Below are 22574 nucleotides of genomic sequence, written 5' to 3'. Positions count from 1 at the left end.
CTTTATGAATTGGTCAATCCTACACAAGCCACAGCTTTGTCCTCATTCCTGAGTATAACTGGTTTATATGGGTATATTGGATAATATAGTTAATGATCCGGGAGGCGAAGCACTTTGGCTATTCGAAGATCAGGCAGTAATTCAAATCCAAACCCAAATGGTACGAATCACGATCTGTACTCCAAACGAAATGTATGGTCTGGTGTTCTATTCGGCATGGGTGCTATCGCCTTCATGGATGAGGCGGTTTTTCATCAATTGCTGCATTGGCACCATTTTTATGATAAATCCACAACCAACGTAGGTTTGATCTCAGATGGGCTTTTTCATGCTTTTAGTTGGTTTGCAACCATTGGCGGATTGTTCATGTACGCGGATCTTCGAAGAAGAAGTGTTCTTTGCCGCGCCAGATGGTGGGGAGGATTATTACTTGGAGCCGGAAGCTTTCAGTTATATGATGGACTGATCCAACACAAACTGATGAGAATCCATCAGATTCGATATGTGGATAATGTCATTCTCTACGATATGATATGGAACATCTTGGCCGCTTGTATGATTCTCATTGGGCTCATTCTTGTTTACCGTACCCGAAGCAGCCAAGAAACAGGAAAGGCATACTCCAATGTACATTAATTCTCATCTACATCATTACCATGGAACTGAACAACAGCCAATAGTATCTGCCCTGCCACAACTGCTTCTGGCGATACCTTTTGTGATTGCTTTGATCTTGTATATTATGGCTGCACTTCGTTCTAATTCTAATAAGCCCTGGCCTCTACATCGGACAGTTTGCGGGTGTATTGGCGTTGTGTCAGCAGTTATTGCTGTAGCTGGTCCCCTTGCTAGTCTGGCCCATACTAATTTTGTTGCACATATGCTGAGTCATTTACTGTTGGGTATGCTCGCACCGTTACTTCTGGTCTTGGCCGCACCGATGACGCTTCTGCTGAAAACGTTAAGCATCCCGTTAGCCAGGCGGATTACACGCATTCTGAAAAGTTGGCCCTCTCGCCTGTTGACTCATCCGCTCTTCACAGCGCTCCTCAATATAGGAGGACTCTGGCTGCTGTATACGACGAATCTTTACTCACTTATGCATGAGAGTGTCGTTCTTTATCTCTTTATTCATATTCATATCTTCATTGCAGGCTATCTATTTACGCTATCCCTTCTTTACATTGAGCCTATGCCCCATCGATTCTCCTTTGTGTATCGTTCAATCATTCTGATCTTATCGTTGGCAGGTCATGGCATTTTATCGAAAATGATCTATGTTCAACCGCCTGACGGTGTATCTCTGAACCAGGCAAAGCTCGGAGCCATGCTCATGTACTATGGTGGGGATATGATTGATCTCCTTTTGATCATGATTTTATGTTCACACTGGTTTCGAGCAACTCGACCACGCTCGGACTTATCTATCCACTGATAGCATATCGCAATCGACCACCTTGGGAGATTTCCAACAACTACAAAAGACCGTTGAACGGGCTTAAATATGTTCAACGGTCTCTTTATTATATATGGTTGAGCATGCTTCGCCTGCAGATCTTGTAGTTCGCTATTTAATGTCCTTACCTGTCCACAATCTGACCCGATCTTTAATCCATTCCGTATATTGCTGTTCCATCTCGACGGCTCCAGCCTGATCAATTTCAGCAAGCATCCCATCATAGATGCCATCAAACGCACTCGGCGTAGTAGTGATCGCTTCGGCGATTCGTTTCTGGATGATATCCTGCGTTTTCTGCGAAATCACGTTGTAATCACCGCTATCCGAAGGTATAGGCATGTTATAGGCTGCTCCCCATTCTTTGACCGGAAACTCTTCTTCCGAAGGGAATAGGTCCTTCCACGTACTGATTCCGTAACCTGCAAGGGCCTCCTTCTCTGCTTCCGAATAACTTTGCTGTATTTGCTCAGGATAATTGGTTGTAAAATAATTTCCAGTGGAATCCTTCACTCCATCGCCGTAGTGAGCTCCGAAAATGTAGTACAGACCCACACCGGACTCCTTAGTAAATGTATTATTGTCTTTGTTTTTCTTTTCCTGGATCTCTGCCGGTATGGAGCGAACTCCATCTTCCAGGACATAATGCTCTCCCTCAACTCCCCAGTTTCTTAGAATCTGGCCTTCTTCGGAAGACATCCAGTCCAAAAATTTAATCGCCCGAACAGGGTCTGGGCAGTCCACCGTTATGCCAATTCCATAGCCGTCAAAACCTATGTTCTGGAAGTCTTTGCGCTGGAAAGTCTCATCGAGCGTTACAGGATAGTATCCATAAGTCAAGTCATCTTTCCCCACACTTTTGAGTGCATTTTCTGCATCACTGTAACCCCAGTTCGGGTCAAGCAAAGACAATACTCGCCCACTGGCAATTTTGGATTTATACTGATCGTCTTTCTGAACAAAACTATCTTTGTCCAGGAGCCCTTCATTGAACATTTTGTTCAGCCAACGGAAATATTCCTTCTCCTCCGGACGCTTGTAATGAAGCTTAGCTTCGTAGGTTTCAGGATCAATAAAGTACTCCCCGTCTCCTGGGCCTCCTGTTGCCATGGCCGCCGGATCGGTTACGGTGATCATTCGACGCCATCCGTCTGCGCTGAGTGTCAGCGGAATGGTCGGCTGTCCATCTTCAGTTGTGGGATGCTTTTCATAATATTCTCTTAGCACCTTCTCATAATCATCCAGCGTTTTGATCTCCGGATATCCCAGTTCTTTGACGACACGATGCTGGATGGCAGCGCCATTGTTCGCATCAAAGCTGATCTGGTCGATAGCACCATTCGTAGGAATCCAGTAAATGGATGGATCTTCATTGCTGTATTTCAATCGATTGAACTGCTCCCCATAGATTTTCTTCAGGTTTGGCGCATGCTCTTCGATTAGGTCCGTCAAATCCAGCATGGCACCTGCATCTACCAATCTCGTTAAATTTCCTTTTGGAAAGATCAAATCCGGATAATCACCGCTTGCAGCCATGAGGGAGATCCGGTCATTGCCTCCTCCGCTTGATATATCATATTCTGCATCAATGGTCACGCCTGTTTTTTCAGTAATCTTTTTGCCTACAGCGTCCTGCATCTTGTTCCAGTTAGGACTCGAATCTGCCCCGAAAAAAGTGAACGTAATCGGGCTATCCGAGTCGACACCCTCCGAACTGGAATTGTTCGCTGTGTTACTGCTGCATCCGGCTGAGATCAGTAAAGTGCTCGTTAAAAGACATGTTCCTATTGCTTTGGATAGTGTGCGCATGTTTTTTTAACCCCCTGTATCTGGATTGACTTGTTTCCAAATGGCTGTTCTTATATTGATATCGCTTTCAAGAATACGTTTTCGATAATACTCCTTGAATCACTTTTATCTCTCGCCTCACTCTCCTTTTTTTCTATATAGTAGTATGTGTGCATTCATTCAAACCTTGATTATTCAGTCAGAAATATAGCATGATATAGACAAATCTCGATGCTGTGGTGGTGATTTCTTGAAGAACGTTCGTCTAAGATGGTTTACGAGAGACGAGGAATTTCCATTTTTTATTCAATACGGGGAGCATGCGGAAGACTTTTCCCTTCATAAACATACGGACTTCTCTGAACTCGTCATTGTGCTAAATGGCCATGCTACTCATATCGTTAATGATGAAATTTCTTTTATAAAAAAGGGACACGTGTTCGTCATTAACGGGGAAACCACGCATGCCTATAAAGACCCTTGTAGCTTTGAAATTTGTAATATCATGTATAAGCCGGAAATGATGATTCAACTTGGATCTGATTTGCGTTCGTTTGAAGGTTATCATGCGATGTTTGTGTTGGAACCGCTTTATCATAACAAGAAATCAATTCACAAACATATGTATCTATCGTTAAACAATATGAAATATATTGAAGAGTTTATCTCCGACATGATCGACGAATATCACGGGAAAAGGCCGGGGTACAAAACGTTACTGACTTCCAAATTTACCGAACTCGTAGTCTATTTATCCAGGCACCATGAATCGAGTGGAAAAACGACAGAAGGCCAGGTCATGCATCTGGCCGCGGCAGTCTCCTATATTGAAGATCATTATTTGGAACATATCACTTTGGAGGATATCGCATTATATGCCAACATTTCCGTACGACATCTAAATCGGATTTTCAAATCCTTTTATCAAACATCTCCCATTGCTTATCTTCACCGTTTGCGCATGGAGCGTGCATGCCAGCTCTTAAGGTTAACGAATCTGCCTATTACACAAGTTTCATACCAGTCCGGATTTAATGACAGCAACTATTTTACGAGGCTATTTACTAAAACGTACGGGTTGCCCCCAAAACTTTTCAGACAAAGAGAACTGGTAATGGACGAATCCACCTCTGAATAAAGGAACCTTCGCCTGAAGTTCCCTTAATAGAAAGTTGAGTATTCATTCTCAGGCAACCTAACCCCAAGGAGTAGATAAAAAAAAACCGCCCTGGCGCATTCGGCCAGGACGGGATGTAAGATCATTTAGTTGTTTGCATTTTCCTTAGTCACCAGCTTCAATTCTGCCGGGATGGACTTCTCCACCTGTTTGCCGTCCAGGACATCCAGAGCAGCTTGTACGGCCAGCTGGCCAATCAGTACCGGCTGCTGAGCGACGGTCGCTGTCAGTTTTCCGTCCTGAATAGATTTAATTGCATCGTCGTTACCGTCAAATCCGATCACTGGAATGTCTTTGCCCGAGCTTTGAATCGCTTCAATCGCACCAAGTGCCATCTCATCGTTATGGGCAAATACAGCCTGTACATCCGGATTTCCCTGCAGCAGGTTTTCCATCACATTCAAACCTTTGGAGCGGTCGAAATCCGCCGACTGTTTGGCAACCACGTCAAGCTTCTGGTCAGCCACCTCGTGGAAACCTTTACCCCGTTCACGTGTAGCGGAAGCCCCTGGCACACCTTCTAGTTCAATCACTTTAGCACCTTCACCGAGCTGTTCAACGAAATATTCTGCTGCCATCTGTCCGCCTTTGACATTATCGGATGCTACCAGAGCCGCTACCTCACCTTTGTCTGCGGAACGGTCCAGTGTAATTACGGGAATGCCTACGCTGTTGGCCGATTGAACTGCCGTAGAGATTGCCGCGGAGTCCGCTGGGTTAATCAGGAGTGCATCAACTCCCTGCTGAATTAGGTCATCCACATCGTTGGTCTGCTTGGCCGAATCATTTTGTGCATCGACCACGATAACCTCAATGCCTTGTTTTTGAGCTTCGGCAACGACTCCGTCTTTCAATGAAACGAAGAACGGATTGTTCAGTGTTGAAATCGAGAGACCTATTTTCTTCTGTCCTTTATTTCCGGCACCGTCCGGCTTTGCCCATTCAGGCGGCTCCAGAGAGCAACCGGCCAGAACAATAATCATAATCATGCTTACAAGTGTTAATGTCCATTTTTTCATAATTATTTCTCCCCTTAAGCCGTTTTCTTGCGGTCCAGCAGGACAGCAATCGCAATGACGACACCTTTGACCACCATTTGATAGAAGGAGTTCACGCCGAGTAGGTTCAAACCATTGTTCAGCACGCCGATAATCAGAACACCAATTAATGTGCCCACGATCCGTCCGCGTCCACCTGTCAGGCTTGTTCCGCCCAGAACAACGGCTGCGATCGCATCCAGTTCATAAGAAGTACCTGCTGTTGGCTGTGCGGAATTCAAACGAGATGTCAGGATTGCACCTGCCAGAGCTGCCAGCATGCCTGCGAGGGAATAGATCATAATCTTTACACGTGTGACTTTGATACCCGAGATAATGGATGCTTTCTCATTACCACCAATAGCATACGTTTTGCGGCCAAAAGCCGTTTTATGCAGAATCGTCCATAGAATCACGAAGGTAATCAGCATCGTTATGGCAGGTACCGGAATGCCTAACAGATATCCGCGTCCAAACAGTTGGAACAGCAGACTGTCACCGAGTCCTGTGATCGGATTACCATTCGTATATACCAGCGTTAAGCCGCGGAATATGGTCATTGTCGCCAATGTAGCGATAAATGGAGCCATTTTACCCTTCGTAATCATGAGTCCATTCACCATACCCATCACACCACCAAGTGCTACCCCGATAATGATGGACAAAATCGGATCCAGGCCAGACAACATCATGTTTGCGACAAACGCGCTGGATAAAGCCAGTATGGAGCCAACGGACAAGTCGATCCCGCCTGTCAGAATGACAAAAGTCATACCGAAGGCAATCAGTGCATTAATCGATACCTGACGCAGCAGGTTCAAGATATTAAGCGGTTCCAAGAAGCTTGGATTGAGTACGGATACGATAATAATCAGAATGATTAAACCAAGCAGCGGTCCTAATTTCTGTGTTACGCTCGATAAGCGGAATCCCGTTCCGGTTGTTTTGTTGTTCTGCATTGTTGTCATTTCACTGTCTCCCTGTGGCCAATGTCATAATGTTTTCCTGTGTTGCTTCTTCCCTGGCCAGCTCTCCGCTGATCTGCCCTTCATGCACAACCACAATTCGGTCACTCATACCGAGTACTTCAGGAAGCTCCGAAGATACCATGATGATGGCGACGCCGCGTTCTGTCAGTTCATTCATCAACTGATAGATTTCACGCTTTGCTCCGACATCCACACCTCTCGTTGGTTCATCCAGAATGAGCACGCTTGGTCCGATACCCACCCATTTGGCAATAACAACTTTCTGCTGGTTGCCCCCTGATAGGTTACGCGCGGCTGTCTCCGAAGATTGCGTCTTGATCTGCAGGCGCTTGATCAGGGTATCTACGAAATCCTGTTCTTTTGGAGCTGAAATGAACCCTTTACTGGAGAAGCTGAACAGATTGGTCAGCGCCATGTTTTCCCGAATCGAGAAGTCCAGTACAAGCCCTTCATCCTTACGGTCTTCTGTGATGAAACCGATGCCGTGTTTCACTGCATCCGAGGGTTTACGAATGCTCGCTTTTTTGCCACGGATCAAGACTTCTCCACTGTCCAGGGTATCCAGACCAAAGATCGCTCTCATGATCTCTGTCCGTCCCGAACCCATAAGTCCGGAGAAACCAACAATCTCACCTGCTCTTACGTTGAAGCTGACATGTTGGAACAATCCCTTAATGCTTGCGTCCCGTACTTCCAGAACAACTTCGCCATAGGAAGGATTACGGGCCGGATACCGCTCGGTTAACTCCCGTCCAACCATTTTCCGCACCACTTCATCGAAGCTTGTCTCAGGAATCAGCTTGGTATCTACCGTCCTGCCATCCCGCATTACCGTGATCCGGTCGCAGATGGTGAAGATCTCCTCCATACGGTGAGAAATATACACAATGGATACTCCATTTTTCTTCAGTGCAGTAATCACATCAAACAACTTCTGAATTTCGCGTTCCGTTAACGCTGCAGTGGGTTCATCCATAATAATGACCTTCGCATCTGTCATCAGCGCCTTGGCGATTTCTATCATCTGCTGCTGTCCAACGGAGCATTCTCCTGCGGGCCGTTCGAGCGGGATTTGTACCGACAGCTTGGCGAATTGTTCTGAAGCGAGCGCTTTCATTTGTTTTGTATTGAGCAACCCTAAGGAAGAGGTCATCTCCTTACCGATGAAAAGATTATCGAGCACCGTCATTTCGGGCCAAACGTGAAGCTCCTGATGAATAAATGCGATACCTAACTTCTCTGCTTCCTTTGGACTGCCAAAATAGGTTTCCTTTTCATCAATGGAGATCTTTCCCTGATCACGCTGGTGAAGTCCGATTAAAATATTCATCAGCGTGGATTTGCCGGCTCCGTTCTCACCCATCAGGGCATGAACTTCACCTTCCCTCAGTTCGAAATCCACTCCGCTTAGCACCTGGTTGGTGCCAAATGCTTTATGAATGTTGTGCATCTGAATATGCATCATGCAACCTCCTTTTAACCGAAATGAACACCTGATTGTAAAATGCAATTGGCATAGGGTGTAGCTTCACCTGTGCGAATAACCGCCTTAACCTGCCGGGTTAGTGCTTTGAATTGTTCGTGGTTGATGGAAGCATCAATGGCATCGATGCCAAATTTCTCTGTAACGAACTGCAGAGCTTCCGGATTGCCTTCCTTGATCTCTTCTGCCACGATTACTCTCTCAATGACCATATCGTCTGTGATCACTTCAACAACTTCCTGAAAGCTTGGCGTTCCGAGTTTCAGAGCGAGATCAATCTTAATCACTCCTTCAGGAACGGGTAGACCGGCATCCGCAATGGCAATCATGTCTGTATGACCCAGATCAGCCAGTATTTTAGAAATGTGACTATTTAGTATGCCGTTTCTTTTCATGATAAACTCTCCTCCACTTCGTCTCTCGTCGGCATGCCGCCCTGTGCTCCAAACTTGGTCACGGACAACGATGCGGCACGATTGGCGAACCGTATGCTCTCCTGCAGCGGCTTGCCTTCCGCTAAGGCGACCGCGAATGCAGCATTGAATGTATCCCCTGCACCGGTAGTATCCACTGCCTCCACCTTATATGTTGGCACCAGGATTTCCTCAGCTCCGTCAAAGTAACGAACTCCCTTACTGCCTTCCGTTATAAACAATTTGTTCGGGTATTTGCGCAATGCCTCAGCTGGGCTCATGCCTTGAAACAGGATTTCGGCTTCATGCTCGTTCGGCGTGATGTAGGCGGCATTGTCAATGACTTCCTGCGGCACTGTTCTCGCCGGAGCCGGATTAAGCAGCAGAGGCGTTCCGTATTCAGCACACAGGCTGCTCACATGGACAACGGTTTCTTCCGGAATTTCCTGCTGGATCAACACGATATCGGCATCGCGAATTACTTCGGCCGCATGATCTACATAAGAAGGAGTGACTTCGCGATTTGCCGCCTCGACGACTACGATACTGTTATCACCTTCTGCCAATATGATATGAGCCGTTCCACTTTCCGAATGTGTAACCGGTTTCACATTTTGCGTATTTACAGCATTTGCTTTGAAATTATTCAAAATGTCTTGACCAAAAGCATCGTCTCCTACCCGGCCAATCATCGTTACATCACCGCCCAGTCTTGCCGCGGCAACGGCCTGATTGGCTCCCTTACCGCCAGGTACCGTTTTGAAACTTTCCCCAAGGACGGTTTCACCCGCCCCCGGACGTCTTGATGAAGTAACGACCAAATCCATGGAACTGCTTCCGATTACGCATATTTTAGCCATCTGAATTCACCTTTCTCGTTGTGCCTCGTTCGATAAAACTTACGGGCATCTGTATGTTTTTGTTCTCAATTGGAGCTTGTTCCACAAGCCCGATAAGTAATCCCGCCGCTTCCCTGCCCATCTCGTATGCAGGCTGGCGAATGGTTGACAATGCGGGTGATAACAGGCTGCTCATCGGAATGTCGTCGAATCCAATTACTTGCACATCGTCAGGAACCTTTCTCCCGATTCGCGAAGCCTCATGCAGTACCGCCATAGCTGCGATGTCATTGCTGGCAATAACTCCATCCGTGTCACCATATTTGCTGAACAGCTCTTCTGCCCACAATCCCGCTTCGTTAAAAGAGAATGAGGTCGTCTGGATCACATGGTAATCCAATCCGGCATCCCGGATGATTTCAATGGCTCCCTCGAATCGATCCTGTGCTGGCTTGATATGTGACGGACCCTGCATAACGGTTATCCGATGACTACCGCGCTTGATGATTTCTCTCGCTGCCAGTCGTCCGCCCTCTCTTCCGTCCGCATAAACAGAAGGACTATCCAGTGCAGTCCTGTCAAGAAACACGACAGGTATTTTTAATTTTTCATATATTGGAGAATGAGGGTAGTTCGTGGATGAGATCACACCGACTACGTTATTTTGGATAAACGTCTGGATGTAATCCTGCTCCTTCGATTCATCCTCATCACTATTTCCGAAAATGAGCCTGAAATCCTGCTCCTGCATCCGATCTTCTACACCCCTAGCTAACTGTGGAAAGTAAGGGTTTGCAATGTCCGGCAGCAGCAGACCAATCAGTTTGGACTTACGTTTATATAATGAGCGAGCTACTTCATTAGGGGAGAAGTTAAGCGCCTTCACGGCATCTTCTACTTTCTTGCGTGTATCCGCATGTACATAACCCCTGTCATTGATGACCCTAGATACGGTGGCTACTGATACACCAGCCAAATTCGCTACGTCTTTGATTGTTGTCATGAATTTGTTCTCCTTATGTGTAACCGGTTACAGACATTAAATTATCACATATCTTTTTATTTGACAATCCTTTTCTTGCTGGAAATTTATCCAAGTTGTTTTGTGTTTCCTGATGCTATTGAATATTGGAACAGAAAAAGCCACGGTTAACGTGACTTTTTATCCGTTTCAATTATTTTTCCGTCGTTTAATTCTTGTTGCTGGCGAGTGTAATTTCAAAAGCTGAACCGATTTCACCAGCAAAAACAATGATGCCATTCTCAGGAAGAACTACCTCGTTTTGGCCGCTGACCACAGTGTGATTAATGGAAATACCCGCTTGATTATACACGGTAAAAGCACCTTTTGAAGGCATTTGGACCGTCATAACCTTACCTGCTGCCGTCGCCGGGATCGAGTACCATGTGGCATAACCATTCGTCTGGATCGTTGTCTTCGACTGATTTCCGGAATAGAGCGGCTTCACTGCGTCCTGGCTCGCATAAACTTTGCCCCCTGCTGTAACATATTCCACTCCGTTTTCCTTGAAGAATTCGTATTCCATCGTATCACGACCGGCCAAACCGGGGATTTGCAGCTGGTTCACAGCGAGGTTGGCGTCTATGATTGTATTGGTGTATACCAAGCCTGGCATCTCGTCAAAGAGGTGAATCGGGATGATCGGTGTAGCACTGTCATATACCGTTGAAGTGTATTTCTCGTTCACAAGAAAGTAATTCTTACCTTCACGTTTCTGCCAGGCTGCCGCTACATCCGGGGACAATTCACTCGTTTCCAGCTTCTCAGCCTTGTATTCGGAAGAAGCGATCTGCCCAAGCCCAGGCATGGACTGATAGGAGCGTGACCATAAATAGATATTCCCGTTATCTTCTTCAACGAACATCAATTTTTCCGTACCTTCATCGTTGGTAAAAGTTCCATCTGTGGTATATGTGTACTTTTGTTCAGCACTATTCGGTGTTAAAGGCGCGGTCAAAGTTAGTTGCCCATCAGCTTGCACATCAATATTCAGTAGCGAGCTGGCTCCACCTCCATAGATGCCCGAATAAGCTGATAACCCCTTAGGCATCGTTGCGCTTACAGGTGTCCCAAATGACTTATCCGGCTTTCGTTCCGTAATGATATCCTTCTCCTCAAGTGCACCAAGCAGCAGTTCCGTTGCAATCAATTGATCCGTTGTACTTGTTCCTCCCGAAGAAGTAACGGCTGCAGCCATGTTGTATTCGGGAAGTACAATCAGAGAGGAATGGTACGAAATCGTATTTCCGCCTTTGGCAACGGCCTGGATGCCGTATTCATTGAAAGGAAAAAGGTTTACACTATCCCAGCCCAAGCCATAAGAAATTGACGAATCTGCATCTTCCGGCCACATGCCATTTTTGTATTCTTCTTCTGCCATGGCTTCTGCCGATTCATGCGAGAGAATGCCTTCAAGCTCTCCCGTGAAAATTTGCGCAAATTGAACCAAGTCTTCGGCTGTGGAATAAATGCCTCCCGAAGCAATCATATTTGTGTTTTCCTGTGGAAGTTGTCCATTATGCAGGGCTGAATACGTCACGGCCATTTTGTTGTCACTAATCAGATCCTGTGGCGTTTTGGTGTTGTTCATACCCAAAGGCTCGGTAATATAGCTGTGCATGAATGCAGTAAAACTCATTCCACTAATTCGCTCAACCAGAATCTCGGCTAACGAAAAGCCGTCGTTACTGTAAACCGAATATGCTCCGGGGTCTGCCTTTAGCTTTTGCGTAGCGAGTTGATCCAACAATGTATCATGTGCGTAAGTATCGTTATCCCCGAACAGGATGGCACTGCTGCTTGAAGTTCCAGGAAGTCCGGAGGAATGATTCAACAGCATTCGCGTCGTGATTTCTTTGTAGCGTTCATCCTTCATTTTGAAATCAGGAATATAAGTTATCACAGGTACATCCAGATCGATTTTTCCTTCATCGACCAACATCATCACAGCAGTTGTTACCACCATTTTACTGGTTGAACCTATGCCATAGATCGTATCTGCGTTAAGAGGTACGGTGTTATTCTGGTCATTCTTGCCGGTTTGGCCCGAAATTACGATTTCACCATCATCTATGAGTGCATACTGCACGCTTGTTGTGCCATAGGTTTCGGTAAGAATTTGGGCTTTCTCAATCACTGCTTTTTTAGTCATCTCGTACGTAACATCGTTGACATTACTTACCGGCACAGCCATAGCAGACATTGGAGCAAGTATGGTAAACACCAGCGTTACGGCTATAATTGAAGTTCGTTTCTTGATGGACAAAATTATCATCTCCTGTTTTTTCTGTGTTGGCTACCATCAGGTGGCGTCAAGATAAGTGTACTTAAGGAAAATGTACTGCCCGTGTCATCCATATGAACTGAACATGAACTACAAAAAAAGCCGCGAATGCGGCATGATCATGACACCCATCAACGACGTTATTTAAATTCCAAAGTATGGGTACAATCTACTTTCATTCTACTTTCGTTAGACTCTCGAATATTTTTCTTGACTTTTACTCATGTATAATGATGTTCGTTTTAACATTTTGGGAGCGCAAGTGCAGCTTAATTGTAGGTCGCAACAAGGTACAGAAAATGGTTTTATTATTGTGAATTTTTCATATGATGAAATATTATAGTTATATAGCAAAAAAAGAACCTTCGAACTCACATTAAAGTGATTTGAAGGTTCTTGAATTTTTATAAATACGCATCTTACTAGTTTTCCATTGCGTTTTCCATCGTTCGTTGCTGTTCCCTTGCCTGTAGGCGCTGATGTGCTATCCATAAAAAAGGAACTCCGCATACAGCACTGATCGCAATAGGTGCAAATACAAGCATTGGTTGGTTAGCCCCGAAGCTGTCGAGCAAAAAGCCGCCCAGGATTGGAGCACTGACATTGCCCAGATTGTTGAATCCGATCATGCCGAAATATGTGCCTTTCAGTTCCGGTTTCGCAATCCGATCCACCAGAACATCCATCAGCGTAAACATGAGTACTTCTCCTACCGTAAAAATGACAACTGCCGCCACCAGCATCCATGGGCTTTGTGCCAACCCAAACAGCAGCAGACTGACAGATACCATAATATTGCCTGTTATAAGCGGCACTACAGGTGGAAAGCGACTCGCGATACGAACCACCGGAAATTGAACGGCGAGAACAACCACTGCGTTTAAAGAAAGCATGTATCCAAACCATTTCGCACCATCAGTCATATTCGGGTTAATCGCCATGAACTGAGGTAGCGTCGAGCTAAAGTGTCCGTACCCGAGCACACAAAAGATGGTCCCAATCAAAACAAACATAAAGACAGGATCCCCGCTTGTTATGCGGAATGCTTGTTTCAAACGGATCGGCTCCGTTGTCCCCGTGCTCTGCCCGTCCTGCTTCAGAGGATGAAGAATAAACTGAACAATTAATAGAATACCGTAAGCTATGTATACTCCTCCAGCGACCAGAAAGGACAAATTCGAATCCGATAATCCCAAATACAGGCCTAGCAGCGGTCCGAACACAACACCCAGATTTATCGCTGCATACCTCAGATTGAATACAAGCAGCTTGCTTGACGGTGGTGTGATATCCGATAACAACGCCCTGGATGTCGGTTCAAATAACGCCCGGCAAATGCCGTTGAGTGCATTCATGATAAAGAACAGCCAGATCTCGTCCGATAGAGCAAACCCAATAAATACGAGCGCCCAGCCAAATACCGACATGAACAGCACTTTTTTACGTCCAATCCGGTCAGAGATGTATCCACCGTAGAAACTGGCAAAAACACCGACGAGCGCGCTCACGGCCACGATTATGCCTGTCTGGGTTGGCGACGCCCCCATCTGCTGTGTCAAATAGATGGACAGAAACGGAATGCTCATGGAAGTCGCCATACGTCCAAAGATGGTACCAACGATAATCGTCCACGCCAGTGGATGAATTTGTTTTAACTGTGAAGCCATGCTGTTCCCCCTTGTTGACCACTCCTGATTTTACATGTTCTTATAAACATATGTATGAATTCTATTATACGGCCCGTGGACTTTTTAGAGGTACATTTTATTTGGAAAACGGTCTTGACTTTTTACGTTTAGGCTTGATCCCCTCTCTTTTCCTCGTCACAGCCATACAATATATCTATATCCGGTGCAGATACATGATGAGTGTTCATTATTGTGAATTTTTCATATGTTGAAATTATATTATAAATGTCATACTAATTCTGTTTTTATAATTGTTCCGCGGGTTTATGCATGTCTCCTTTAGCTATGATGCTTGGATTCCATTAAAAAAAGCCGCCCTCGGGCGGCTTTCAAAAATCGACAGCTCTCTGTCGAACCGTTCGCTCCATTCTTCAATTACGTACGTCCGGTCCAATCCGCTCCGGCAACTTCCTTCCATCTTGTCCTGATTTCATCGTACAATTCCTGCGGAAGAGCGCCATTTGCGATCAGATCAGCATTTTGCTGCCACCGGTTCGGCTTCGTTGTTCCAACAATAGCCGTATCGACTCCCTCCGTACTTAACGTGAAACGAAGGGCCGTTTCGACCGCGCTTTGCACATCATTACCTGCAAGAAAACCGTAACCCAGCTCCTGCAAACGTCTCCAATATACGAATGGATAGGCATCTTCGGGGAGCGTGTCAAACGTCCATGCTGCATTGGCAATCGGTCGTTTGGCAATGACACCCATGTTTCTTTTTCTCGCCTCCGGCAATGTCAGATCAATCGCTTCCTGGTCTGCAATGTTCAGCGAAGTTTCCAAACTGTCGAACACCCCGGTGCCAATGGCATAGAGCGCGTCCGTTGTGTCCCCGCTGTACCCGATAAACCTGGTCTTTCCGGCTTCCTTGGCTCGCTGCAGCACTTCAATTACCGCCCCTTGCCGGAGAACTTCTTCAGAACAGCTATGCAAATGAATGACATCCACATACTCCGTTTTGAGTCTTCTCAGGCTGCGGTCAATCGTTTGCTCCAGCACCTTGGCGTCCCAGTCAGGTCCATCTACCCCTGCAGCATGTCCACATTTGGTAAACAAATAATAGTCATCACGCCGATGCGAAAGTACATCCCCAATCAGTTCCTCACTGTCCCCATAACATTCGGCGGTATCAATAACATTCAATCCGGCATCTAAAGCGGTATTCAGGAGTGTTTCCACGTCTTGTTTGGATACGTTGCTTCCGATTTCAGATCCGCCAAATCCGAGCGTGCTTACTTTCATGCCTGTGTTTCCATATTCGCGCAGTTCCATGATTGATTCCTCCGACTTCGTTAATATAGGTACAACGTATGAAAGATTGACAACTCTATGGGTTATTACCCGTCAGACGAACATCACACCCACTTTAGATCTATTTATCCAATAAACATTTAAAATCCATATAAGAAAAGTGCCCTCTGTTCTTGTCCATGAATTATCGGATCTAATCGTGTCACACGCTCCTAACTCAATCCAATATGTATAGTGACAGTCGATTAGGTCCTCACACAATTTTACGTTACAAAAAACTGGCTCGGATTACCAAGTTCCGGATGAAATTTCTCACGAAATCTCCCTCCTGTATAGGCTCCGATTACTTTCCTCCAGAATGCCTGAGCGACCACATTGTTGCGCACCTGCGTTACTTTCCATCTTCCCGGAAAACGATGAAACAGCTCGTGTGCCGCTTGAGTCCCTATTCCGCTCCGCCGATATTTTTGCATGACAAAGAACTCGGTCAAATAATAATCGTTATCCTTACTCCCAGGCTCGAAGCGTTCCACCAGTGCAAAACCGGCCGGGGCTTCATCACACGTGATGAGAAAAGCAAATTTACCGCCTTCCTCCTCCCAAAATGCTTCCAAACCGGGATACTCCGGAAAAATGCCATTGCTGTCCACATCGATATTCAGATATTTTGTAAAATCATATAGATAAAACTGCATTAAATGCCGAATTACCTGACTCCGTTCCCGGGGAACCAGCTCGATTTGCATATTCATCCGGTTCACCTCCTCTGCTTAATACTTATACTAGTTACTTTAAAGGTTTGTAAGGCGAAGGGCAAGAATACAGCCTTCCTCTGCACTATTCCGTGAACGGCTGTGACCAAGCAAATTATGGTACACTAGGACATAGACGATTTGAAGAAGATTTAACCAGGAGGTGCCGAACTTGACCAATGTGCAAAAAGAGATTGATCGACGCAAGCTGGATGACAAACTGCCTTCCATGCCTTGGTTCGTTCAGCAATTCATAGATTATAAGCTGCCCGATTTATCACCCTCTACCCTGCTGGAATACTTAAGGGACTATGATACTTTTTTCAGTTGGCTGCGTGCTGAAGGATTGTCCCAGGCTGAGTCTAACCGGGAAGTGACGTTAACTGAACTGGAAGTATTACGGATGGATTCGGTAACCTCGTTCCGCTTGTTCCTCGCTACTAAACGCGAAGGAGCCAATTCGAGAATTACGGTATCCCGCAAACTGTCCTCTCTGCGCTCCCTCTTTCATTATTTGAGCCAAATTGCCGAAGATGAAGATTTCTATCCGCTGCTGAAACGAAATATTATGGCCAAGATTGAGATCAAACGCACACACAAGCCAAAGGACACCGCGGCGAAGCTCAAAGGGAAACTATTAGAGGATGAGGAGCTGCTTGAGTTCATCGGATATATCCTCGAAGGATATGCAGTCGACATGCAAAAAAACAAACAAGCTCTGTACTCCCATGAACTCAACAAAGAACGGGATGCATGCATCGCCAGTCTTATTCTCAATTCCGGACTACGGGTATCCGAAGTGGTTAACCTGAATGTCGATGATCTGGATTTGAATAATAAACTGTTATATGTTTACCGCAAAGGTAACAACGATGAAACGTTCAAAACACCCGTATATTTCAGGGAGCAGGCCAAGGATGAACTAGCCAACTACATGCAGCTCCGGCAATCAAGGTATCGCACGCCCAAACGGGAAAAAGGATTATTCATTGCGCTTCGTAACGGTGAGTCTGAAGGCAGTCGAATGACCAAACGAGCCATTCAGGCCATGATTATGAAATATGCCAAATGTTTTGGCAAACCGTATCTGACGGTGCATAAGCTGCGGCATTCCTTTGCAACAGACTATTACTTGCAAAATGATATCTATAAAACAAAGGAACAGCTTGGACACGCCTCGACAGAAACGACCGAAATCTATGCACATCTTACTGACAAAACGATGTCTGAAGCCATTGAGCGTCGTTCAGAAGGTACGGGTTCATAGGAGACTCCCATGCCAATCAAACAGCGGATACTTTTTACTGATAATCAGTAAGAATATCCGCTGTTTTTTCGCTTATTCAGCTTTTCTATGATAACGAATATGAATACGGAGAGTTTACTGAGATGAAACTCATTACTTTTTGATCACACGAAATTCTTCTCGGCTCATGACTGCTCTATATTCACATGTTCCAGCAACCATCGTGCAATAAGTTCTGGTTTCTGCACAGAGTGCCAAACTACCTCGCTTATCAGATCAGGTTCACTGCATGCTGAATGCAAGGATTCTTTCGGAAACCAGGAAACAACTGCCATCACTCCCTTTAGCTTCTGAAGTATAGCCACATGCTGTTCTTCACGAATCATCACCAGTTTGGGGTAGGGTGCCGCTTTGTATCCTTCAATCAGAATCCAGTCATATTCCGATAGACGACTCAGCATCGTCTCCAGACTGGTTGGCTGCTGCTCGATGACAGCCGTTCGCTTCTCCGACATTACAACCACGGCGGAGGCTCCCGCCTGATTGAAACGATATGAATCTGTTCCTTCATGATCCATCTGGAAATGATCGTGTCCATCATGCTTTATGACGGCAACGCGTAACCCTTCCGAAGAAAGATAGCTCGTGAGCTCTGCAGTTAAGGTGCTTTTCCCCGTATTTTTGTATCCCACGATCTGCACAATGTGTGGAAGTGTTCTCTTGTTGACCATGAGCTTACCTCACCTGTCCACTTGGCAGCTTGAGTATGCGCACTTGTTCTCCTGCAGCAATCCCTTTCTTGTCAGGCGGAATGATGATCAGACAATCACTGTCCTTGATCGTAATCATGACGCTGGACTCATCCACTCGTGACGCAGCAGGCTTCGCATATACCCTCCCATTCCGGATCTCTGTGCGCCCCCGTACGAATCGCGTAAAATTGTTCACTTTTGTATATTCTTGATCCAATGTCGCTGTCCACTCTTCCAAATAAGGCCGTGCATCGTTTTGCATCATACGAATGGTAGGCCGTACGAACAGTCCGAATCCTACAAAACAAGCTCCGGGGTTACCGGATAGGGCAAATAGTAACTTACCGCTAACAACCGCTGCTGTCGTAACACTTCCTGGTCGCATCGTTACTTTATTAAACAGCATCTCCATGTTGCCTTCCCGTACCAGATCTCCCATAATGTCATAATCTCCAACCGATACGCCCCCTGTGGTTACAACGATATCGTTATGCTCGACTGCTTCTGCCAGCTTAGCACGAGCCGTATCCACATCATCGGCTATGGATCCATACATCACAGGTTCTCCCCCTGCCTCCACGACCAAGGATCGGAGCATATGACTATTGCTGTTACGAATGCGTCCCGGCTGCAAAGGCTCGTCCACCTCCAGCAATTCCGTTCCCGTTGCAAAAATGGCGACTTTCGGACGTCTAAACACCGGTACATTGGCCACACCAAAAGTAGCCAATACGGATTGTTCTCCTGCCTGGATGATCGTGCCGGCTTCAAGCAGCAGCTCACCTTCCTGAACTTCCAATCCAATTGGCGTTATATTGGCATTGGGCTGGATATGACGCTTCAATGCAATCCATTGTTCTCCATCCTGTTCCCTGCTTTCGGTCATCTCCAGCATAACAACCGCATCTGCCCCTTCAGGAACTTGTGCACCTGTCATGATTCGCGCGGTCGTACCTGAAGTAATGGATATGTTTGACGTGTATCCACATGGAATTTCATCAACGACTCGCAGCCAGATCTGTTGATCGCTGGACGCATGGGTTGTGTCACTGCTGACAATCGCATAACCATCCATACCTGATCTACGGAAAAAAGGATAAGGATGCGGGGCATGGATCGTTTCAGCAAGCGTTCGTCCATGCGCTGATTCCAGCGTTACTTTTTCTATTGAAGCTTTAGTAACATGAGGAGATATTTTGGCCTGAGCAGCTTCGACCTGAACGGCTGTGCGGTTGAATTTGGGACTTGTCATATCATCTGAATGTGTATTGATTTTCAAAATGGAACGGACCTCCTTGGGACAGAACTTGTTTAAGAAAGTGTAGCGTGAAAGCAGGGGTGTGACAAGTACTCGCTCGCGGGTAACATGAAACTGTGAGCTTATGCCCATAATAGGGGGAAGAACGGAGGAGCAGATATGAGCAACCGATGCGAATTATGCGGTAGAGAGCCTGTGGAAACAACAGTTCATCATCTCACACCCAAGGAAATGGGCGGTACTTTCATGCCTACTGCTGATCTATGTATCCCGTGTCATAAACAAATCCATTCGCTATTTACCAACCAGGATATCATCAGGCTCCAATTAACAGAACTTCAGGCCCTACGAGAGAATGAACGAATGGCCCCTTTTGTTCGCTGGATTCGCAAACAACCACCTTCCACCATTCCCCGGACACGTAAATCCAATCATGTTCGCAGATCTTAATGAAATCTATACTTCCTACTATAAAACAAAAAGAACAGCCACAAGGTGAGCTTTCGCATGGCAGGGTTCATTCTGCCTTACCTTGTGGCTGTTCTCTATATACTCTCCAGGCTGGCAAATCTCATCTTTACCTTCGCCTCATGATTCGCCCGCCGCCTACCCTTGTTTTGGGCTTCTTATAAGAGCTCTTTGGTGAATTAAACAATCCACCACTCTTGTTACGTTCGACGGTACCGGTGCTCGGTTCCTTTTTACGGCTAAACAATCCACCGCCTGAACCTACACTCGTATCGGTGTCTCCTCCCCGCCGGGTAATGGATCCTTTTCGGTCAACCGTGATGGGCGGAGCTGCCTTTTTGTCATTGTTTGTTGGTGCACGATAAGTACCTTGATTCGGTTTGTACGTATCACGATCGGTGTACCCTCTGTACTTTCCGTATCCGCTACCGCCAAAGGAATCAAACAAATTGCCAATGAGCGTTGCGGTCAAATACCCCTGTAAAAAGGAAGAATCATAATTCTGGCGTACGTATTCCTTGGAATCCACCTCAATTAAGGTATCTTCCTTCTTGTTCGGGTCCTGCTGCAAATGATAATACTGGTCCTGATACACCAGGAACATCCGCTCTTCGTTTTCCGCCGAGATCTGATCAGGTTTGCGCTGTTCGGATAACTCCTGAGCGACTTCCGGAACAGAACGATCGGCAGCCCGATACACATAGGATGTCGTATTGCCACTGCCACTTACAGACTCAAGCGGATAAGTGTCCTGAACGGAAGGCATCCCGCACGCGGACAACAGGGACATGACAAGGCTGAGGACCAGCATTAATTTTAATCCAAGTGCCATGCGCTTTTTCATTGGAACCTCTCCTAGCTCGAACGAATCACTTTGATATCCGCAGGAAGAATGGACTCACCTTCATACAGAGTAAATCTTCTGTCTTGCCATTCCACACGCAGAAGCATGTTATCATCGGACTGGTACTGCCAAACCAATTGCTCTCCAGCCTGACCATAAGGTGTCCTGCCGGCAGTGGTAACCATTCCTCCATATTCTTCCTCCAGATGATACGCGCGTCCGTCCAGATCAAGTAAGGTTGGTACTTCGTCTGGTGCGTCAAGACGCCCATCAATTGGCGTATAGAGGGAATAACGTGTCAATTCTCTTTCTTCTACATGCAGATGTCTAAACGTTGTACCGTCTTGCAGTGTTAGCACCACCGCTCTTCGGGCACGATGCTGCACCCGCCCCACGACTTCATACGTAACGAGCGAGACCTCACAGATATCTCCAGGCTCAAGGTCCAGCATGGTTTTCTCTGCTCGTGGTGGTTCGGGTTTGGCTAGTATTCCTTTAATCCGTTTCCATACACTCATACCCATTACTCCCGTTCGTTATCTTATAAACAAGCTGCAATAATTAATGCGCCCACGATGTGCAAGGCACCTGAGAACAAGCCATATCCTGTCTTCCCTTGCTGAATTCCTGTGTCCAAATCGAGATTGGCCCACGTGCGAATCATAAAATGCACAACGCTTTCCAGAATAAGCAGGATGACAAACGAAACAACGGATACAAGCAACGCTTCACCCAGATGACCCGCTGTCGAAATCGAAGTGGCAAGCACATACCCTTGAGCAAACAGCTTCATGACCATCCGTGTTGTAACTGCCATGTTCCCTGCCTTAACTTCCGCAAAATCCTTATACTTCGTAAACAATGAATCCACATACATCAAAACAAAAAGCAAAACCGAACCAGATAATGTCCAGACCAGCATCGCCAAAATGTTCAAATCCATTTACACAGCCCCCACTTATCAACATGAACCGCATTTAAAAGCGAAGGAGAAACGCTGTCTCTCCTCCGCTAGGAACCCTGCTTAAGATGCAAGGTTTAGTTCTTATTTTCGTACTGCTTCATGAGTGCCGCCAGTTCATCTTCAACGGCCTGATCCTTGCCGAGTTTCTCGAACTCTTCATCAAGTGATTTTCCTTTGGAAGACATCTCGTTGCTTGCTTCAGCCTGTGCTTCCATTTGCATCATTTTCTCTTCCATACGTTTCATGCCAGCACTCGCTGTATCGGAGCTGAATCCGTTCAACGCTTTGTTGATTTCGGTTTGTGCTTTTGCTGCATTATAACGCGCTACCAACGTTTCACGCTTGTTTTTCATTTGTGTCAATTGCTTGCGCATTTCATCCAGCTTGCCGCGCAGATTGTCTGCCGAAGCCTTGTTCTGATCATAGCTTGTTTTGTATTCTGCCATTTTTACTTCAGCAGCTTTTTTCTCTTCCAGAGCCCGGCGCGCCAGCTCCATGTTCTGTGCACGTGCTGCGGTATGAGCTTGCTCCTCACGTTTCTTCACCAATGCTTCCTGTTCCTCGAACAGCTGCTTGAACTTTTTCTCAATCGCGATTTGTTGAGCAACAGCCTTCTCTGCATCTTCCAGATCTTCCTGCATATCACGGATATATTGATCCGTCATTTTGATTGGATCTTCTGCCTTGTCAATAATGGCATTAATGTTAGACATCGTTAAATCACGCAAACGTTTGAAAATGGACATTATGGTATTCCTCCTAGTCGATTTACATCTTGTATATAATCATACATACGTGGTAACCTTCATCCCGTTTCAATTTTACCAAAAAAAATCATAAAACACGATTCAGATTCACCCAAAA

22 protein-coding genes are annotated in these 22574 nt (G+C 46.0%); 5 read left to right on the top strand and 17 right to left on the bottom strand.

The genetic code is table 11. The annotated features are described in order from the left end of the window. Window positions 1-120: 120 nt before the first annotated feature. Together CHH60_RS00850 and CHH60_RS00845 are read left to right on the top strand one after the other, a co-directional pair. Entirely contained in the window at window positions 121-636 is a 516-nt protein-coding gene (locus tag CHH60_RS00850; protein WP_441339374.1) for a DUF2243 domain-containing protein, read from the top strand. Further along, window positions 626-1435, top strand: coding sequence for a cytochrome c oxidase assembly protein (locus CHH60_RS00845; RefSeq protein ID WP_141236923.1), 810 nt, complete (start codon window positions 626-628; stop codon window positions 1433-1435). The genes CHH60_RS00850 and CHH60_RS00845 overlap by 11 nt, the downstream gene beginning before the upstream one ends. 132 nt (window positions 1436-1567) lie before the next feature. Here CHH60_RS00845 and CHH60_RS00840 read toward each other — a convergent pair whose 3' ends face one another. Continuing rightward, window positions 1568-3265, bottom strand: coding sequence for an ABC transporter substrate-binding protein (locus CHH60_RS00840; RefSeq protein ID WP_095357433.1), 1698 nt, complete (start codon window positions 3263-3265; stop codon window positions 1568-1570). A gap of 229 nt (window positions 3266-3494) precedes the next feature. On the opposite strand from CHH60_RS00840, the gene CHH60_RS00835 reads away from it, so the two are divergent. Further along, complete coding sequence (locus tag CHH60_RS00835; protein WP_095357432.1) at window positions 3495-4382, top strand: AraC family transcriptional regulator; 888 nt, start codon at window positions 3495-3497, stop codon at window positions 4380-4382. 125 nt (window positions 4383-4507) lie between these two features. Here the strand turns inward: CHH60_RS00835 and rbsB are convergent, their stop codons facing one another. The 10 genes from rbsB to CHH60_RS00785 form a co-directional block, all read right to left on the bottom strand. Then, window positions 4508-5440, bottom strand: coding sequence for a ribose ABC transporter substrate-binding protein RbsB (gene rbsB, locus CHH60_RS00830; RefSeq protein ID WP_095357431.1), 933 nt, complete (start codon window positions 5438-5440; stop codon window positions 4508-4510). Between the two features lie 14 nt (window positions 5441-5454). Next, complete coding sequence (gene rbsC / locus CHH60_RS00825) at window positions 5455-6417, bottom strand: ribose ABC transporter permease RbsC (protein WP_371859932.1); 963 nt, start codon at window positions 6415-6417, stop codon at window positions 5455-5457. Window positions 6418-6427: 10 nt separating this feature from the next. Then, window positions 6428-7909: a sugar ABC transporter ATP-binding protein gene (locus tag CHH60_RS00820; RefSeq protein ID WP_095357429.1), complete on the bottom strand. Its 1482-nt coding sequence runs from the start codon at window positions 7907-7909 to the stop codon at window positions 6428-6430. Between the two features lie 14 nt (window positions 7910-7923). Further along, entirely contained in the window at window positions 7924-8325 is a 402-nt protein-coding gene (gene rbsD, locus CHH60_RS00815; protein ID WP_095357428.1) for a D-ribose pyranase, read from the bottom strand. Beyond that, window positions 8322-9203, bottom strand: a complete 882-nt coding sequence (rbsK, locus tag CHH60_RS00810; protein ID WP_095357427.1) for a ribokinase — start codon at window positions 9201-9203, stop codon at window positions 8322-8324. The genes rbsD and rbsK overlap by 4 nt, the downstream gene beginning before the upstream one ends. Further along, window positions 9196-10185 carry a LacI family DNA-binding transcriptional regulator gene (locus tag CHH60_RS00805; RefSeq protein WP_095357426.1) on the bottom strand — a complete coding sequence of 330 codons (990 nt, stop codon included), beginning with the start codon at window positions 10183-10185 and terminating at the stop codon, window positions 9196-9198. The genes rbsK and CHH60_RS00805 overlap by 8 nt, the downstream gene beginning before the upstream one ends. 187 nt (window positions 10186-10372) lie before the next feature. After that, on the bottom strand, window positions 10373-12478 hold the full coding sequence (locus tag CHH60_RS00800; RefSeq protein WP_176475923.1) for a serine hydrolase domain-containing protein: 2106 nt from the start codon (window positions 12476-12478) through the stop codon (window positions 10373-10375). A 431-nt stretch (window positions 12479-12909) separates the two neighbouring features. Further along, window positions 12910-14154, bottom strand: coding sequence for an MDR family MFS transporter (locus tag CHH60_RS00795; protein ID WP_095357425.1), 1245 nt, complete (start codon window positions 14152-14154; stop codon window positions 12910-12912). A 396-nt stretch (window positions 14155-14550) separates the two neighbouring features. Continuing rightward, window positions 14551-15447 (bottom strand): aldo/keto reductase, encoded by an 897-nt coding sequence (locus CHH60_RS00790; protein ID WP_095357424.1) that lies wholly within the window; start codon window positions 15445-15447, stop codon window positions 14551-14553. A gap of 242 nt (window positions 15448-15689) precedes the next feature. Then, window positions 15690-16178 carry a GNAT family N-acetyltransferase gene (locus tag CHH60_RS00785; RefSeq protein ID WP_095357423.1) on the bottom strand — a complete coding sequence of 163 codons (489 nt, stop codon included), beginning with the start codon at window positions 16176-16178 and terminating at the stop codon, window positions 15690-15692. A 172-nt stretch (window positions 16179-16350) separates the two neighbouring features. On the opposite strand from CHH60_RS00785, the gene xerS reads away from it, so the two are divergent. After that, window positions 16351-17445: a tyrosine recombinase XerS gene (xerS, locus tag CHH60_RS00780; RefSeq protein WP_095357422.1), complete on the top strand. Its 1095-nt coding sequence runs from the start codon at window positions 16351-16353 to the stop codon at window positions 17443-17445. A gap of 164 nt (window positions 17446-17609) precedes the next feature. Here xerS and mobB read toward each other — a convergent pair whose 3' ends face one another. Together mobB and CHH60_RS00770 are read right to left on the bottom strand one after the other, a co-directional pair. Beyond that, window positions 17610-18155, bottom strand: coding sequence for a molybdopterin-guanine dinucleotide biosynthesis protein B (gene mobB / locus CHH60_RS00775; protein ID WP_095357421.1), 546 nt, complete (start codon window positions 18153-18155; stop codon window positions 17610-17612). 4 nt (window positions 18156-18159) lie between these two features. Continuing rightward, complete coding sequence (locus tag CHH60_RS00770) at window positions 18160-19428, bottom strand: molybdopterin molybdotransferase MoeA (RefSeq protein WP_095357584.1); 1269 nt, start codon at window positions 19426-19428, stop codon at window positions 18160-18162. A gap of 165 nt (window positions 19429-19593) precedes the next feature. On the opposite strand from CHH60_RS00770, the gene CHH60_RS00765 reads away from it, so the two are divergent. Then, complete coding sequence (locus tag CHH60_RS00765; RefSeq protein WP_095357420.1) at window positions 19594-19884, top strand: HNH endonuclease; 291 nt, start codon at window positions 19594-19596, stop codon at window positions 19882-19884. 127 nt (window positions 19885-20011) lie between these two features. Here CHH60_RS00765 and CHH60_RS00760 read toward each other — a convergent pair whose 3' ends face one another. The 4 genes from CHH60_RS00760 to CHH60_RS00745 all read right to left on the bottom strand — a co-directional run bounded on the left by CHH60_RS00760 (window position 20012) and on the right by CHH60_RS00745 (window position 22456). Beyond that, window positions 20012-20746: a DUF4247 domain-containing protein gene (locus tag CHH60_RS00760; RefSeq protein WP_095357419.1), complete on the bottom strand. Its 735-nt coding sequence runs from the start codon at window positions 20744-20746 to the stop codon at window positions 20012-20014. An 11-nt stretch (window positions 20747-20757) separates the two neighbouring features. Then, a complete protein-coding gene (locus CHH60_RS00755) occupies window positions 20758-21264 on the bottom strand; it encodes a DUF4178 domain-containing protein (protein WP_095357418.1) in 507 nt (168 codons plus the stop codon). Between the two features lie 23 nt (window positions 21265-21287). Further along, complete coding sequence (locus CHH60_RS00750) at window positions 21288-21689, bottom strand: DUF350 domain-containing protein (RefSeq protein ID WP_095286503.1); 402 nt, start codon at window positions 21687-21689, stop codon at window positions 21288-21290. Between the two features lie 95 nt (window positions 21690-21784). Further along, the gene (locus CHH60_RS00745; RefSeq protein ID WP_095357417.1) at window positions 21785-22456 is read right to left on the bottom strand and encodes a PspA/IM30 family protein; all 672 of its coding nucleotides are present in this window, start codon (window positions 22454-22456) and stop codon (window positions 21785-21787) included. Window positions 22457-22574: the final 118 nt, after the last annotated feature.

Origin of the sequence: Paenibacillus sp. 7523-1, from assembly GCF_002276415.1 — a bacterium.
In the GTDB taxonomy this organism is placed as follows: domain Bacteria; phylum Bacillota; class Bacilli; order Paenibacillales; family Paenibacillaceae; genus Paenibacillus; species Paenibacillus illinoisensis_A.
The sequence above is the reverse complement of the archived record's forward strand: the minus strand, read 5'-3'. Positions and strand labels throughout refer to the sequence as shown.